At 41.4% G+C, this 15,000-nt stretch carries 13 protein-coding genes, 1 tRNA gene, 2 rRNA genes, 1 other RNA gene and 1 other annotated feature (2 of these 18 cut by a window edge); of the genes, 13 read left to right on the forward strand and 4 right to left on the reverse strand.

The genetic code is table 11. The features are described 5' to 3' along the window. Positions 1-2,249, forward strand: a 23S ribosomal RNA gene (locus tag RE409_RS00065); it begins 684 nt to the left of the window's first position. 61 nt (positions 2,250-2,310) lie between these two features. Beyond that, positions 2,311-2,426, forward strand: a 5S ribosomal RNA gene (gene rrf / locus RE409_RS00070). Positions 2,427-2,515: 89 nt separating this feature from the next. On the opposite strand, the gene RE409_RS00075 is transcribed toward rrf, so the two are convergent. Further along, positions 2,516-3,481: a YaaC family protein gene (locus RE409_RS00075; protein WP_201222484.1), complete on the reverse strand. Its 966-nt coding sequence runs from the start codon at positions 3,479-3,481 to the stop codon at positions 2,516-2,518. Positions 3,482-3,593: 112 nt separating this feature from the next. On the opposite strand from RE409_RS00075, the gene guaB reads away from it, so the two are divergent. The 4 genes from guaB to RE409_RS00095 all read left to right on the forward strand — a co-directional run bounded on the left by guaB (position 3,594) and on the right by RE409_RS00095 (position 8,423). Further along, positions 3,594-5,057 carry an IMP dehydrogenase gene (gene guaB / locus RE409_RS00080; protein ID WP_201222483.1) on the forward strand — a complete coding sequence of 488 codons (1,464 nt, stop codon included), beginning with the start codon at positions 3,594-3,596 and terminating at the stop codon, positions 5,055-5,057. A 173-nt stretch (positions 5,058-5,230) separates the two neighbouring features. Next, complete coding sequence (locus RE409_RS00085; protein ID WP_242485349.1) at positions 5,231-6,550, forward strand: D-alanyl-D-alanine carboxypeptidase family protein; 1,320 nt, start codon at positions 5,231-5,233, stop codon at positions 6,548-6,550. Positions 6,551-6,617: 67 nt separating this feature from the next. Beyond that, positions 6,618-6,844 (forward strand) — a binding site (T-box leader). Between the two features lie 66 nt (positions 6,845-6,910). Beyond that, complete coding sequence (serS, locus tag RE409_RS00090; protein WP_098178169.1) at positions 6,911-8,188, forward strand: serine--tRNA ligase; 1,278 nt, start codon at positions 6,911-6,913, stop codon at positions 8,186-8,188. A 142-nt stretch (positions 8,189-8,330) separates the two neighbouring features. After that, a tRNA-Ser gene (locus tag RE409_RS00095) sits at positions 8,331-8,423 on the forward strand. A gap of 123 nt (positions 8,424-8,546) precedes the next feature. Here RE409_RS00095 and RE409_RS00100 read toward each other — a convergent pair. From RE409_RS00100 to RE409_RS00110, 3 genes are all read right to left on the reverse strand, one after another. Further along, a complete protein-coding gene (locus RE409_RS00100) occupies positions 8,547-9,218 on the reverse strand; it encodes a deoxynucleoside kinase (protein ID WP_309558357.1) in 672 nt (223 codons plus the stop codon). Further along, positions 9,196-9,855 (reverse strand): deoxynucleoside kinase, encoded by a 660-nt coding sequence (locus RE409_RS00105; RefSeq protein ID WP_201222481.1) that lies wholly within the window; start codon positions 9,853-9,855, stop codon positions 9,196-9,198. The genes RE409_RS00100 and RE409_RS00105 overlap by 23 nt, the downstream gene beginning before the upstream one ends. 189 nt (positions 9,856-10,044) lie before the next feature. Then, positions 10,045-10,590 carry a cysteine hydrolase family protein gene (locus RE409_RS00110; protein ID WP_201187768.1) on the reverse strand — a complete coding sequence of 182 codons (546 nt, stop codon included), beginning with the start codon at positions 10,588-10,590 and terminating at the stop codon, positions 10,045-10,047. 140 nt (positions 10,591-10,730) lie between these two features. Here RE409_RS00110 and tadA point away from each other — a divergent pair, with 140 nt between their 5' ends. The 7 genes from tadA to RE409_RS00145 form a co-directional block, all read left to right on the forward strand. Next, positions 10,731-11,237: a tRNA adenosine(34) deaminase TadA gene (gene tadA / locus RE409_RS00115; RefSeq protein WP_057219375.1), complete on the forward strand. Its 507-nt coding sequence runs from the start codon at positions 10,731-10,733 to the stop codon at positions 11,235-11,237. Between the two features lie 151 nt (positions 11,238-11,388). Next, an RNA gene (ffs, locus tag RE409_RS00120) (signal recognition particle sRNA large type) lies at positions 11,389-11,653 on the forward strand. 186 nt (positions 11,654-11,839) lie between these two features. Further along, positions 11,840-13,528, forward strand: coding sequence for a DNA polymerase III subunit gamma/tau (gene dnaX, locus RE409_RS00125; protein WP_201222478.1), 1,689 nt, complete (start codon positions 11,840-11,842; stop codon positions 13,526-13,528). A 21-nt stretch (positions 13,529-13,549) separates the two neighbouring features. Then, positions 13,550-13,867: a YbaB/EbfC family nucleoid-associated protein gene (locus RE409_RS00130; RefSeq protein ID WP_053348895.1), complete on the forward strand. Its 318-nt coding sequence runs from the start codon at positions 13,550-13,552 to the stop codon at positions 13,865-13,867. Positions 13,868-13,927: 60 nt separating this feature from the next. Continuing rightward, positions 13,928-14,524: a recombination mediator RecR gene (gene recR / locus RE409_RS00135; RefSeq protein ID WP_053348887.1), complete on the forward strand. Its 597-nt coding sequence runs from the start codon at positions 13,928-13,930 to the stop codon at positions 14,522-14,524. Between the two features lie 20 nt (positions 14,525-14,544). Next, complete coding sequence (locus RE409_RS00140) at positions 14,545-14,763, forward strand: YaaL family protein (RefSeq protein ID WP_056528984.1); 219 nt, start codon at positions 14,545-14,547, stop codon at positions 14,761-14,763. 114 nt (positions 14,764-14,877) lie between these two features. Continuing rightward, on the forward strand, positions 14,878-15,000 hold the 5' end (the start) of the coding sequence (locus tag RE409_RS00145) for a pro-sigmaK processing inhibitor BofA family protein (RefSeq protein ID WP_201187772.1). It continues 141 nt past the right edge of the window; 123 of the gene's 264 nt are visible here — the first part of the coding sequence; the start codon lies at positions 14,878-14,880; its stop codon lies off the right edge, out of view.

Raw genomic sequence — 15,000 nt, forward strand, 5'->3', positions numbered from 1 at the left:
CTGAATAGGGCGAATGAGTATGAGGTCGTAGACCCGAAACCAGGTGATCTACCCATGTCCAGGGTGAAGTTCAGGTAACACTGAATGGAGGCCCGAACCCACGCACGTTGAAAAGTGCGGGGATGAGGTGTGGGTAGCGGAGAAATTCCAATCGAACCTGGAGATAGCTGGTTCTCTCCGAAATAGCTTTAGGGCTAGCCTCAAGATGAGAGTATTGGAGGTAGAGCACTGATTGGACTAGGGGCCCCCAACGGGTTACCGAATTCAGTCAAACTCCGAATGCCAAATACTTATTCTTGGGAGTCAGACTGCGAGTGATAAGATCCGTAGTCGAAAGGGAAACAGCCCAGACCACCAGCTAAGGTCCCAAAGTATACGTTAAGTGGAAAAGGATGTGGAGTTGCTTAGACAACCAGGATGTTGGCTCAGAAGCAGCCATCATTTAAAGAGTGCGTAATAGCTCACTGGTCGAGTGACTCCGCGCCGAAAATGTACCGGGGCTAAACGTATCACCGAAGCTGTGGATTGACACCGTATGGTGTCGATGGTAGGAGAGCGTTCTAAGGGCGTTGAAGTCAGACCGGAAGGACTGGTGGAGCGCTTAGAAGTGAGAATGCCGGTATGAGTAGCGAAAGAAGGGTGAGAATCCCTTCCACCGAATGCCTAAGGTTTCCTGAGGAAGGCTCGTCCGCTCAGGGTTAGTCGGGACCTAAGCCGAGGCCGAAAGGCGTAGGCGATGGACAACAGGTTGATATTCCTGTACCACCTATACATCGTTTGAACGATGGGGGGACGCAGAAGGATAGGGTAAGCGCGCTGTTGGATATGCGCGTCCAAGCAGTTAGGCCGGAAACGAGGCAAATCCCGTTTCCATTAAGGCGGAGCTGTGATGGCGAGGGAAATATAGTACCGAAGTTCCTGATTCCACGCTGCCAAGAAAAGCCTCTAGTGAGATGTAAGGTGCCCGTACCGCAAACCGACACAGGTAGGCGAGGAGAGAATCCTAAGGTGTGCGAGAGAACTCTCGTTAAGGAACTCGGCAAAATGACCCCGTAACTTCGGGAGAAGGGGTGCTTTTTAGGGTGAATAGCCCGGAAAAGCCGCAGTGAATAGGCCCAGGCGACTGTTTAGCAAAAACACAGGTCTCTGCGAAGCCGCAAGGCGAAGTATAGGGGCTGACACCTGCCCGGTGCTGGAAGGTTAAGGGGAGAGGTTAGCGCAAGCGAAGCTTTGAACCGAAGCCCCAGTAAACGGCGGCCGTAACTATAACGGTCCTAAGGTAGCGAAATTCCTTGTCGGGTAAGTTCCGACCCGCACGAAAGGTGTAACGATCTGGGCACTGTCTCAACGAGAGACTCGGTGAAATTATAGTACCTGTGAAGATGCAGGTTACCCGCGACAGGACGGAAAGACCCCGTGGAGCTTTACTGCAGCCTGATATTGAATTTTGGTACAGCTTGTACAGGATAGGTAGGAGCCTGAGAAGCCGGAGCGCTAGCTTCGGTGGAGGCGTTGGTGGGATACTACCCTGGCTGTATTGAAATTCTAACCCGCGCCCCTTATCGGGGTGGGAGACAGTGTCAGGTGGGCAGTTTGACTGGGGCGGTCGCCTCCTAAAGAGTAACGGAGGCGCCCAAAGGTTCCCTCAGAATGGTTGGAAATCATTCGTAGAGTGTAAAGGCACAAGGGAGCTTGACTGCGAGACCTACAAGTCGAGCAGGGACGAAAGTCGGGCTTAGTGATCCGGTGGTTCCGCATGGAAGGGCCATCGCTCAACGGATAAAAGCTACCCCGGGGATAACAGGCTTATCTCCCCCAAGAGTCCACATCGACGGGGAGGTTTGGCACCTCGATGTCGGCTCATCGCATCCTGGGGCTGTAGTCGGTCCCAAGGGTTGGGCTGTTCGCCCATTAAAGCGGTACGCGAGCTGGGTTCAGAACGTCGTGAGACAGTTCGGTCCCTATCCGTCGCGGGCGCAGGAAATTTGAGAGGAGCTGTCCTTAGTACGAGAGGACCGGGATGGACGCACCGCTGGTGTACCAGTTGTCTTGCCAAAGGCATAGCTGGGTAGCTACGTGCGGACGGGATAAGTGCTGAAAGCATCTAAGCATGAAGCCCCCCTCGAGATGAGATTTCCCATAGCGCAAGCTAGTAAGATCCCTGAAAGATGATCAGGTTGATAGGTCAGAGGTGGAAGCGTGGCGACATGTGGAGCTGACTGATACTAATAGATCGAGGACTTAACCACGCTTTAAAAAATGAAATACCTTCTTATTATCTAGTTTTGAAGGAACAACGTTCCTTCATTGTTTGGTGACGATAGCGAAGAGGTCACACCCGTTCCCATTCCGAACACGGCAGTTAAGCTCTTCAGCGCCGATGGTAGTTGGGGGTTTCCCCCTGTGAGAGTAGGACGCCGCCAAGCCATTCAAAAAGATCAGCCATCCTTGGCTGGTCTTTTTCGTATATCAGATTTTCCATAAGTCATTTCCTATTGGAAGGTAGTTAGAATAATCAGGGGTTGAACCTTTCAGACCTAATCCATTCAAATATTAAAAATGGTACCTTAGATTGGCTTATTTTAAGGAATTGCACTATACAGGGGTAATCATCATTAGGCATAGTTTTCATCAACTCTGCCCACCATTCTGTTTCATAACGAGCTATTATACTTAGGTTATAAGAGATTAAATAATGAATCAAAAGTTCAGGTAATAAAAAAGCCGACGAACTTTTATTGAGGGATAACATGAATTGTTCCTCTACCAAGTTATACCGTATAGGAGAAGGAGCATTATAAACAAGAACTTTATCTATTTGTATTAGCAGTTTTCCAGGAGTTTCTGTAAGGTGACATATATGATTTATTTTTGATGTCAAAAACTCCTCGAAGCGGCTACTAGTCATTTGATAGCTATCCAATATGGTAGAAGGCAATTGAAAACCATCAGAAGAAGGTAACAGAGGTATAAAATTTTTACGGGAAATATTCCATGCAAGGCTTTGCATATCTGGAATTTCTTTTAATAACGTTTCCATAGAAAATTTTTCACCTTCCATATGTTTTAAATTAAATATTTTTTCAGCAATACAGGTGAAAAGTCCATTCTTTTGCGTTTTTACCTCATCTTTTAAAAAGTCGTATTGTTGCTTTTTTCTCTTTCTTGTAGTTACCCCATGAGCAAGCAACGAAGTGGACTCCGGGTAGTTGGGATCGATGGTAAGTAGACAGGCCTTTAACAATTGGGTAAATCCATAAAAGGATAAAATTGGTTGGATAGAAAGTGGTGCTATAGCAGCCTGTTTATAATAGGTTTTCGCATGTTCAAGATGGTATATAAAAGGATAACAGTTTTCGTAACTTTTTATTTCTGCATCTTCTATTTTTTCATGTGTGTAACATTTTTGTAAAAAAAGTTGAGATGAAGATGCAGAAAAAAAAGGCGTATATTTATCGAAATTATCATTGTTTTCAGGCATTGCAGCCTCTCCTTTGAATTGATAGAATAATCTAACATTTATTTCTCTTCTTGACAGTAGTATGTCCTATTGATAACCTACAAATAATATTTTTAAGCAGGAGGGGAAAATTATGTGGGAAAATAAATTTGCAAAAGAAGGTTTAACCTTTGATGATGTCCTATTAATTCCAGCGAAATCAGAGGTTTTACCGAAAGATGTTAACCTTCAAGTCAACTTAGCCGAGAATTTAAAGCTCAACCTTCCTATCATCAGTGCAGGAATGGATACCGTAACAGAAGCAGAGATGGCAATTGCTATGGCTCGTCAAGGTGGGTTAGGTATTATTCATAAGAATATGTCGATTGAAGCACAAGCTGAATTAGTTGATAAAGTAAAACGTTCAGAAAGCGGTGTTATTACAGATCCATTTTTCTTAACACCAGATCACCAAGTGTTTGATGCAGAGCATTTAATGGGTAAATACCGTATTTCGGGTGTACCAGTTGTTAATAATGAACAGGATCAAAAACTTGTTGGTATTATTACGAACCGTGATTTGCGATTTATTTCCGATTTTTCCTTGAAGATTTCTAGTGTTATGACAATAGAGAATCTGGTTACAGCTCCAGTTGGAACTAACCTGGAACAAGCCGAGAAAATTCTTCAAAAGTATAAAATTGAAAAACTCCCTCTTGTAGACGATAACGGTGTATTAAAAGGGCTTATTACAATCAAGGATATCGAGAAAGTCATTGAGTTCCCTAATTCAGCAAAAGATAAGCAAGGTAGATTACTCGCAGGTGCTGCTGTCGGTGTGACTAAAGATACAATGAAGCGTGTAGAAATGCTTGTTAAGTCTCAAGTAGATGCAATTGTACTTGATACTGCTCATGGTCATTCAACAGGCGTCCTTGACGCAGTAAAGGAGATTCGTGGAAAATATCCTGAACTTACTATCATCGCTGGTAACGTGGCCACTGCAGAAGGAACGAAAGCACTGATTGAAGCAGGAGCCGATGTTGTTAAAGTGGGAATTGGACCGGGATCTATTTGTACTACAAGAGTTGTAGCTGGTGTAGGCGTTCCTCAAATTACGGCCGTTTTCGATTGTGCAACAGAAGCAAGGAAACATGGAAAAACAATTATCGCTGATGGCGGAATTAAATACTCGGGTGATATCGTTAAAGCTCTAGCCGCTGGTGGACACGCAGTCATGCTTGGAAGTATGCTTGCCGGTGTAACTGAAAGCCCAGGTGAAACAGAAATCTTCCAAGGACGCCGTTTTAAAGTGTACCGGGGAATGGGTTCTGTTGCAGCAATGGAAAAAGGTTCTAAGGATCGTTACTTCCAGGAAGATAATAAGAAATTTGTTCCAGAGGGCATAGAAGGACGCCTTCCATATAAAGGACCTCTTTCAGATACTATTTTCCAACTGATCGGTGGTATTCGTTCAGGAATGGGATATTGCGGTACAGCTTCATTGGAAGATTTGAGAGAAAACTCTCAATTTATTAAAATGACTGGTGCGGGGTTAAGGGAAAGTCATCCACATGATGTTCAAATTACAAAAGAAGCGCCGAACTATTCATTGTAATAAATTTAACTTATAATTGTCATTAAAATTTAAAGTGAAAATAGGCAGAGTCTCCGATGACTCTGTCTATTTTTTTTATTTCTTCTGTGATAAACTAAACAAGGATTAAGGGAAATAGATAGAGTTTCTTCTTTTGTTATAGAGATAAGCTTAATAGTTGGAGGTATTGGAAATTGAAAAAAATCAGCAAGATTACCCTCATTTTCACTTTTGTTTTTGTTCTTGTTATGTCGCAATTTGCCTATCAACCGGGGGAAGCTGAAGCTGAATCTGATAATTTAGGTTTAAAAGCAGAGGCAGCCATCATTATAGATGGTAAAACAGGACAAATCGTGTATGAAAAAAATGCCGATAAAGTATTAGGGATTGCATCCATGTCAAAAATGATGACAGAATACATCATAATGGAGTCAATTGAAAATGGGAAAATCACTTGGGATCAAAAAGTTAAAATAAATAAGTATGTACATGATCTTTCAAAAGCACCGAATTTGTCGAATATTGGTTTAACAGAAGGTGAAGAATATACAGTTAAGGAACTATATCAAGCGATGGCTGTCTATTCAGGAAATGCGGCGACAGTAGCCTTAGCTCAGCTAGTTTCTGGTAGCGAAAAGAATTTTGTGAAATTGATGAACGAAAGAGCAACTAAGCTAGGTCTGAAAAACCATAAATTCGTCAACGCCAGCGGCTTGAATAACTCTAATTTGTTAGGGCAGTATCCTACTGGTAAAAAAGATGAAGAAAATGTCATGACAGCAACTGATACTGCACTTCTTGCTTATCGTCTTATTAATGATTATCCGGAAGTATTAAAGTATGCCAGCATTTCTAAATTGAAGTTCCGTGATGGGAAAGAGTATCCAAACTTCAACTGGATGTTACCTGGTCTGATTTTTGAATATAAAGGTGTAGACGGTCTGAAAACAGGTTCTACTGACTTTGCCGGTTATGGTCATACGGGGACAGTTATCCAAGATGGTCAACGTTATATTACAGTGGTTATGAAGTCTACTACTAAAAATGAACGCTTCAGGGATAGTACTAAGCTGATGGACTATGCATATGCAACATTTGAAAAAGAAAAAATTCTTCCTGCCAATTACCAAGTGAAAGGGAAAGAAACCCTTTCGGTAGTTAAAGGTAAGGAGAAAAATGTTAATATCCAATCTAAAAAAGCGATTGAACTGCTTGTTGAGAATGGTGAGAAAGAAAACTATAAAACAGAATTAGTGATTGATAAAAACAAATTGGACAAAGACGGTAAGTTGACTGCACCAATCAAAAAAGGTGAGAAGGTTGGCTACATCACTGTTACTCCTAAAAATGGTAAAGATTACGGGTATATTAACGGGGATTCAGCGAAGGTTGACGTCGTAGCTGCAGAATCTGTTGAAAAAGCAAACTGGTTTGTGTTATCAATGCGAGCAGTTGGTGGATTCTTTGGTGATGTATGGAGCAGTGTATCTTCTACTGTAAAAGGCTGGTTTTAAGTTTCGTGTATAAAACGGTTGCGTAATGTATAAAATTATAGTACATTATGGAAAAGAATTTGATTATGAGAAAGCCATGACAGGATATAGTAACAAATATTTCTTTCTAAAGAGAGCCGATGGCTGGTGGAAATCGGTGTTAGAGTTTTGTGAATCCCTCCTGGAGCAGAGTATGGAACACCTTAATTGGGTCAGTAATTACTTTCGGTTAAAAGCCGTTATCGTGATAAGTGGAAGGTATTTTTCATATGCCTTCAACTAGGGTGGCAACGCGGGTTAACTCTCGTCCCTTCTTCAGGGGACGGGAGTTTTTTGCGTTCTCTGATAAATTAACAAATCATAAATGAGGAGGAACTGTAAATGTTGGATTTGAAATATGTACGAAATAATTTTGAAGAAGTGAAACGTGTTCTGCAATTTAGAGGAGAAGATTTAACTGATTTAGGTAAATTTGAGGAGTTAGACGTGAAGCGTCGATCTTTAATTGCTGATACAGAAAAACTGAAAAGTAAACGGAATGAAGTTTCACAGCAAGTAGCTGTATTGAAACGGGAGAAAAAAGATGCAGACCAGTTGATTGTGGAAATGCGTGAGGTTGGTGATCAAATCAAAGGATTTGATGATGAACTTCGTGAAGTAGAATCCCAGTTAGGAACGCTGCTGCTTTCTATCCCTAATATTCCACATGAAAGTGTACCAGTGGGTGAAACGGAAGATGATAATGTTGAAATCCGTAAATGGGGCGAATTGCCGCAATTTAAGTTTGAACCGAAACCACATTGGGATGTGGCTGGAGATTTAGGAATCCTTGATTTTGAACGGGCAGCGAAAGTGACCGGAAGCCGATTTGTTTTTTATAGAGGTCTCGGTGCTCGTTTAGAGCGTGCGTTAATTAGTTTTATGCTCGACCTTCATGTTGAAGAACATGGATATGAAGAAATGCTGCCTCCATATATGGTGAACCGTGCAAGCATGACAGGCACAGGTCAGTTACCTAAATTCGAGGAAGATGCTTTCCGTATTGAGAGCGACGATTATTTCTTGATTCCAACAGCTGAAGTGCCTGTGACAAATTTCCACCGTGATGAAATTCTAAGCATAGACGATCTGCCGATAAGCTATGCAGCATACAGTGCATCTTTCCGTTCAGAAGCAGGTTCTGCTGGTCGTGATACTCGCGGGTTAATTCGCCAGCACCAGTTTAATAAAGTGGAATTAGTGAAGTTTGTAAAGCCAGAAGACTCTTATGCAGAATTGGAAAACCTTACAGGACATGCTGAAAAAGTGCTTCAATTGCTAGGCCTTCCTTATCGAGTATTAAGCATGTGTACAGGCGATCTTGGTTTCACTGCTGCGAAAAAGTATGATATCGAAGTCTGGATCCCGAGCTATGGAACGTATCGTGAAATTTCATCTTGTAGTAACTTCGAAGCATTCCAGGCTAGAAGGGCTAATATCCGTTTCCGCCGTGATGTTAAAGGGAAACCAGAACATATTCATACACTTAATGGGTCAGGATTGGCAATCGGCCGGACAGTTGCCGCACTATTGGAAAATTATCAGCAGGAAGATGGCAGTGTTGTCATCCCTGAAGTATTACGACCTTATATGCGCGGTGTGGAAGTCATTAAACCATAATGTTTCAAAAGTATAAAAGGAACAGTTTCTCGTAATAGAGAAACTGTTCTTTTTTTATTTGGTTTAATAATTATTTTAAAAAAATGTTCTAAGAGTGCTTGACTTTGATTTTGATTCAATGTATTATAATAAATGTTGATACGGAGGTATACCCAAGTTCGGCTGAAGGGATCGGTCTTGAAAACCGACAGGGGAGTCAAATCCCGCGGGGGTTCGAATCCCTCTACCTCCTCCATAACTTATTAATAACCACAGCGCATAAATTGGATATCGTTAAATTCCGTTACATCTCTGTAACGGAATTTTTGTTTTCTAATATAATAAAAAACCACTGGGATTCCCGGTGGTTTTTTATTATTTATATTTTTCGTAATAATCTGGTTTGCTCCATATATTCAGCGATCCGTTTTATAAGAGATTCAATACTAGCCTCATCTTGCTTAAGGTCATATTCATTTATATTTAATCGAAGGACCGGACAGGCATTAAATTGATCAATCCATTCTTCGTAACGGCCGTGCATTTCCTTCCAATACTCAATAGGAGTGTGCTGTTCCATCGGCCGCCCCCGTTCTTGGATCCGGTCGAGGATATCATCAAGTGATCCCTCGAGATAGATAAGCAAGTCAGGATGAGGGAAGTAGGGTGTCATTACCATCGCGTTGAATAGGCTTGTGTACGTTTCGTAGTCTACTTCGTTCATTGTCCCTTTTTCATAATGCATCTTTGCAAAAATTCCTGTGTCTTCATAGATGGAACGATCTTGGATAAAACCGCCGCCATATTCAAAGATTTTTTTCTGCTCTTTAAACCGTTCAGCGAGGAAGTAGATTTGCAGGTGGAAACTCCAACGATCAAAATCATCGTAAAATTTATCCAGGTAGGGGTTCGTATCAACCTTTTCAAAAGATGTCCTAAATTGTAGGGCATCCGCTAATGCGTTGGTCATGGTCGATTTACCTACACCAACCGTCCCTGCTATCGTAATGACGGCGTTGTTTGGAATATTATACTTCTTTCGTAAGTTCATGTGGCTGTACTCCTTTTTGCAGGGCATTCTCTATTTGGATGATTATCGTGTTCAAGTCATTCCTATTCCCAACGAAATCCAATTCATCTCCATTAAATGTAAGAACAGGTATGTCAGGGTGCTGTTTCTCAAACGTTTCCATAAATGTTTGATAATCCGAAGATAACTGCTCTAAATAATGGGAGCTGATGTTTTTTTCGAATTCACGTCCTCTTTTGCCGATTCGGGACAGAAGAGTATCCAGACTTGCGTTTAAATAAATAACCATATTTGGTTTCGGCATATCTCGAGTTAAGATATTGAATATTTCAAGGTATTTATTGTATTGTCCGTTTTTTAACGTACGTTCAGCAAATATTAAGTTCTTGAATATATGGTAATCAGCCACTACGGCTTGGTCATTAGTAAGGAACTTCGTTTCAATATCTTCTAATTGCTTGTAACGGTTACATAGAAAAAACATTTCTGTTTGAAAGCTCCACTCATCGATATTGTTATAAAATTTCCCGAGAAATGGATTCTCATCAACGATTTCCTTTAATAGTGAAATTTGGAAATGGTCAGCGATAACTTTTGCTAGTGATGTTTTCCCTACACCGATTGGACCTTCGACAGTGATAAATGGGGTGATTTTCATCCATTCTGTCCTCCTTCAATGAGGTATCGGACTGAAACTCCCAGTTTATTAGGTTTTTCAGCCAAGAGATATTGTATCACAGACTTGAAGCTTAAGTGATATTTTTGTCCGGTGTTAATGAAGGAGAATTTAGGAGTGTCATGCGAGGGTAGTGGAATGTCAGTGCCTAGTTGGGCGGAGTCTTTCAATCTAAACGTCTCTGCTTTTGTGTGTGGAAGCTTTGAGAACATGATTCATCATCGTTAACGCATAAAGGTTATCTTCTTTTGATGCAGAAGCGATACAATCCTCAGGGATCCATAATTGGTACTCTCGCATATAGGCATCATTAGCCGTGAATAACACACAGATGTTACCAGCAATGCCGGTAAGAATTAAGGTTTCCACCTTCAGTTGTTTAAGCAGTGTATTAAGGGCAGTCCCATAAAAAGCCGAATGCTTCGGTTTGATGAGAAAGAACTCATCTTTTTGTGGTTTGATTTTTTCAATTAGCTGAGCATTTTCTGTATTTTTACAGGTGTCGATAATCTTATCGAAGTCAGCCTGCCATAAATCATAATGGTCATTGATATAAATGATAGGGAAACCCTTTTCTTTCATGTGCTTTTTCAACTTCAGTATTGGCTCGATGATAAGCTTCGTATGTTCAAGGAGCATGTCACCGTGATTGAAATTAAAATCATTAATGATATCAATGATAAGCAAAGCAAAGGAAGGGGAAGTAGATTTATTCATGTTATATCCTCCTTATATTGTTTGAATTTACTTGCAGCCGGTAGGTCGCTTGCGTTACTATTCATTAGAATAAGTAGTATGACCTTTATTTTGTCTTATATTTGTCTGTTTACTCCTACTTAATATGAGGGGGTTTTTTTATGAAAGATGATGCCTATTACATGAAATTGGCTTTAAAGGAAGCTGAAAAGGCGCAGATGTTGAACGAAGTGCCGATTGGAGCTTTAATTGTGATAGATGATCAAATAGTTTCGAGGGGGCATAACCTGCGGGAAACAGAGCAGAATGCTACTGCCCACGCGGAGCTACTTGCGATTAATGAGGCTTGTGGTTCACTTGGTAGTTGGCGCCTTGAGAAGGCGACACTTTATGTAACGTTGGAACCTTGCCCTATGTGTGCTGGGGCTATTCTGCAATCGAGGGTGAAAAGGGTCGTTTTTGGCGCCCATGATCCAAAGGCAGGCTGTGCAGGGACATTTATGGATTTACTTCAAGACGAACGCTTCAACCATCAGTGTGAGGTTACAAGCGGTGTGTTGCGGGACGAGTGCGGAGGGATCCTGACAGCCTTTTTTAAAGAGCTTAGGAATCGAAAGAAAACCTTGAAAAAGGAGAAAGCACTCAAAAATATGGAAGAAAATAAATAACCTTGTCTGAATACTTGATGTACGTGCTTTTTTCCTTTTATAAAGATTAGGGAAATAGACTGTTCAATGAACAAGGCTTGCGTTTTTTTTGTTACCTTAGTATAATGAATTATGCGTCGATGTGACGCTATGAAAATTGGTATTACATTTGCCGTGCTAGACGGGGAGGTAGCGGTGCCCTGTACTCGCAATCCGCTCTAGCGAGGTTGAATTCCTTCTCGAGGTTAGCGTACTGTAGGGTCTGCCTTAAGTAAGTGGTGTTGACGCCCGGGTCCTGCGCAATGGGTCTCCATGAACCATGTCAGGTCCGGAAGGAAGCAGCATTAAGTGGAAGTTCTCATGTGCCGCAGGGTTGCCTGGGCCGAGCTAACTGCTTAAGTAACGCTTATGGTTGCTAATCGACAGAAGGTGCACGGCAGTTATTTTACATAATCAAAAAACTCATTCGTATCGGGTGAGTTTTTTTGCATGTTAAGAAGTTAAATTAGTTGTAAATCTTGAAATGAATATGACAATCAGTGAGTTTTCTTTAAGCTGACTTTGAAAATAAGGAAATCAGTAATGTATAATAAACAAGATGGAGAAAATAAGGAGGGATTTCCGTGGGGTATCAAGCATTATACCGGGTATGGCGGCCACAACAATTTATTGATGTAGTTGGGCAGGAACATGTAACAAAAACGTTGCAGAATGCCCTAATCGGGCAAAAGGTTTCGCATGCCTATTTATTCTCCGGTCCACGTGGGACAGGGAAAACGAGCGCTGCCAAAATTCTTGCAAAAGCAGTGAATTGTGAGCATGCCCCGATAAGTGAACCCTGTAACGAATGTGCTACCTGCCGCGGAATCACTGATGGCTCCATATCAGATGTTATTGAAATTGATGCAGCATCCAATAATGGTGTCGAAGAAATCCGTGACATTCGTGATAAGGTCAAATATGCACCGAATGCGGCTACATATAAAGTTTATATTATTGATGAGGTACATATGCTTTCACAAGGGGCCTTCAATGCGTTATTAAAAACATTGGAAGAACCGCCAAAGCACGTTATTTTTATATTAGCAACGACTGAACCTCATAAGATTCCGCTAACGATTATTTCGCGTTGTCAACGGTTTGATTTCAAAAGAATTCAGCCGCAGGATATTGTTGGGCGTATGGCTCAAATCATTGCTGAAACAGGGGTTTCATGTGATGAACAGGCCTTGCATATTATTGCGAGAGCAGCTGAAGGCGGGATGCGTGATGCGCTAAGCTTGCTTGACCAGGCAATTTCATTCAGTTCAGAGACGGTATCTGTAGAAGATGCATTGACTGTCACTGGTTCTGTTTCGCAGGCATTCTTAAGTCGGTTGGCAAAAGCAATTTATGATAAAGAAGTAGCAGTGGCACTTGAAGTACTTGATGAATTGTTGGCTATGGGAAAAGACCCAGCTCGGTTCATTGAAGACATGATTTATTATTTCCGTGATATGTTGTTGTACCAAACAGCACCAGCTCTCGCTGAATCTTTTGAGCGCGTGTTAATCGATCCGCAATTTAAAGAATTATCAGAAGTCATCTCTTCTGAATCGATTTATTCCACTATTGAAAGTTTCAATCAAACACAGCAGGATATGAAATGGACGAATCATCCAAGGATTTTCCTTGAAGTGGCTCTTGTGAAATTATGTAATGAGCAAAGGCCAAATCAAATGGACAATGGGCAGATTCAACAATTGCTTCAGAAAATAGAGGATTTGGAAGTTAAATTACAGGAAATACAGAGAAGTGGCATCTCAGCGGCTGTGGCAGAAAAGCCTGCAGAACAGGCGAAATCACAGCGGGTTATAAAAAAGGCTTATAAAGCGCCAACAGGCAAGATTAATCAAGTTTTAAAACAAGCAACGAAACCAGATTTGAATGTAGTGAAAAGCAAGTGGGGCGAAGTACTTGAACAATTAGGTCAGCAAAACCAAAAGTCATTAGCAGCTTTATTAACAGAAGCGGAACCTGTTGCTGCGTCAACTGAGGCTTTTGTGGTAAAATTCAAATATGATATCCATTGTCAAATGGCAATGGAAAATAACCGTTTCGTGGAAGTGATTGCCTCAATCATGCAGCAATTAACTGGTCGCCGTATGGAGATAGCTGGAGTTCCAGAGAGCCAATGGCAGAGGTTGCGAGAGGACTTTATTTCAACACAGCAGTTCGAAGGTACAGAAGAAACGGAATCAAAAGAAGAAGACCCCTTTATAGCAGAGGCTAGAAAATTAGTCGGCGATGATTTACTTGAAATTAAAGAATAATTGGAGGTAGGAAAAATGGGTATGCGCGGTGGTAATATGCAAAACATGATGAAACAAATGCAGAAGATGCAAAAGAAGATGGCAGAGGCACAAGAAGAGCTAGGTGAAAAAAAGATTGAAGGTACTGCAGGCGGTGGAATGGTAACAGTTATCGTGACAGGGCATAAAGAAATAGTTGATGTAATCATCAAACCAGAAGTTGTTGACCCAGATGATATCGATATGCTTCAGGATTTAGTATTAGCTGCTACCAATGATGCTCTGAAAAAAGCAGAAGAACTGACAAACCAGACGATGGGGCAATTTACTAAAGGGATGAACCTTCCAGGTATGTTTTAAGCAAGTTCAAAAGAAACTTCCTTTCAGGAGGTTTCTTTTGAAATTTTTAGGAGGAATTTGATGCATTATCCAGAACCGATTTCCAAGCTTATTGACAGCTTTATGAAATTGCCGGGGATTGGGCCGAAAACGGCTGCGCGATTAGCCTTTCATGTGTTAAGCATGAAGGAAGATACTGTTTTGGATTTTGCAAAAGCGCTGGTAAATGCGAAGCGGAATCTGACGTATTGTTCAGTCTGTGGTCATATCACAGATCAGGATCCCTGTTATATCTGCGAGGATCAAAGGAGAGATAGAAGTTTAATCTGTGTCGTACAGGACCCAAAAGATGTAATAGCGATGGAAAAAATGAGAGAGTTCAATGGCTTATACCATGTACTACATGGCAGTATTTCACCGATGGACGGAATCGGTCCGGAAGATATAAATATTCCCGATTTATTAAAGCGCCTGCAGGACGAAACAGTGCAGGAGGTCATTTTGGCTACTAATCCTAATATTGAAGGAGAGGCAACTGCCATGTATATTTCGCGGCTGCTCAGACCATCAGGGATTAAGGTGACAAGAATTGCCCATGGACTTCCTGTTGGCGGAGATCTGGAGTATGCGGATGAAGTGACGCTATCAAAAGCAATAGAAGGAAGAAGAGAAATATAAGATAGCTGGGAGGACTTCACTTGTTCTTTCGTAAAAAAAAGCGACTTCGAAATGAATTCAATGAGGCATTAATTGAAGAGCTTGAACAATTGAAACGGAATTGGCATAATCAAAAATCTTTACTTGAAAAAAGCGTAGACCCATCTGAGGAAGTAATTGCTCAAACAAGACTAGCGGAAGTAAAATATTTTTACTTATTTAGAGAAGTAAAAAGAAGAAACGTCCGCATTCAACGATAATAGCAGAGTGGTTATAAAGGAATACCCTTTATAACCACTTTTTATTGGATTGAGTTCTTAAACCAAGACTCCCTTCATATAAGTGTAGTACAAGCTTACGGGGAGGAATGAGTTGTGGAACCAGTTGTTTTTGTTGCCGTAGTTGGAGGCTTGATCTTAATGCTCCTCATTATCGGTGCACCTATAAAACCCATTCGGTTTCTAGGGCAGGGGGTAATAAAGATTATTATTGGTGCG

It is taken from the genome of Peribacillus sp. R9-11 (assembly GCF_031345095.1).
GTDB lineage: Bacteria > Bacillota > Bacilli > Bacillales > DSM-1321 > Peribacillus > Peribacillus butanolivorans.

What these genes read in the sequence shown, in the direction of transcription:
- RE409_RS00130 (WP_053348895.1), top strand. Translation starts at nt 13,550, where the DNA reads ATGCGCGGTGGTAATATGCAAAACATGATGAAACAAATGCAGAAGATG.
- RE409_RS00110 (WP_201187768.1), bottom strand. Translation starts at nt 10,590, where the DNA reads ATGAATAAATCTACTTCCCCTTCCTTTGCTTTGCTTATCATTGATATC.
- recR (WP_053348887.1), top strand. Translation starts at nt 13,928, where the DNA reads ATGCATTATCCAGAACCGATTTCCAAGCTTATTGACAGCTTTATGAAA.
- serS (WP_098178169.1), top strand. Translation starts at nt 6,911, where the DNA reads ATGTTGGATTTGAAATATGTACGAAATAATTTTGAAGAAGTGAAACGT.
- tadA (WP_057219375.1), top strand. Translation starts at nt 10,731, where the DNA reads ATGAAAGATGATGCCTATTACATGAAATTGGCTTTAAAGGAAGCTGAA.
- RE409_RS00105 (WP_201222481.1), bottom strand. Translation starts at nt 9,855, where the DNA reads ATGAAAATCACCCCATTTATCACTGTCGAAGGTCCAATCGGTGTAGGG.
- guaB (WP_201222483.1), top strand. Translation starts at nt 3,594, where the DNA reads ATGTGGGAAAATAAATTTGCAAAAGAAGGTTTAACCTTTGATGATGTC.
- RE409_RS00100 (WP_309558357.1), bottom strand. Translation starts at nt 9,218, where the DNA reads ATGAACTTACGAAAGAAGTATAATATTCCAAACAACGCCGTCATTACG.
- RE409_RS00075 (WP_201222484.1), bottom strand. Translation starts at nt 3,481, where the DNA reads ATGCCTGAAAACAATGATAATTTCGATAAATATACGCCTTTTTTTTCT.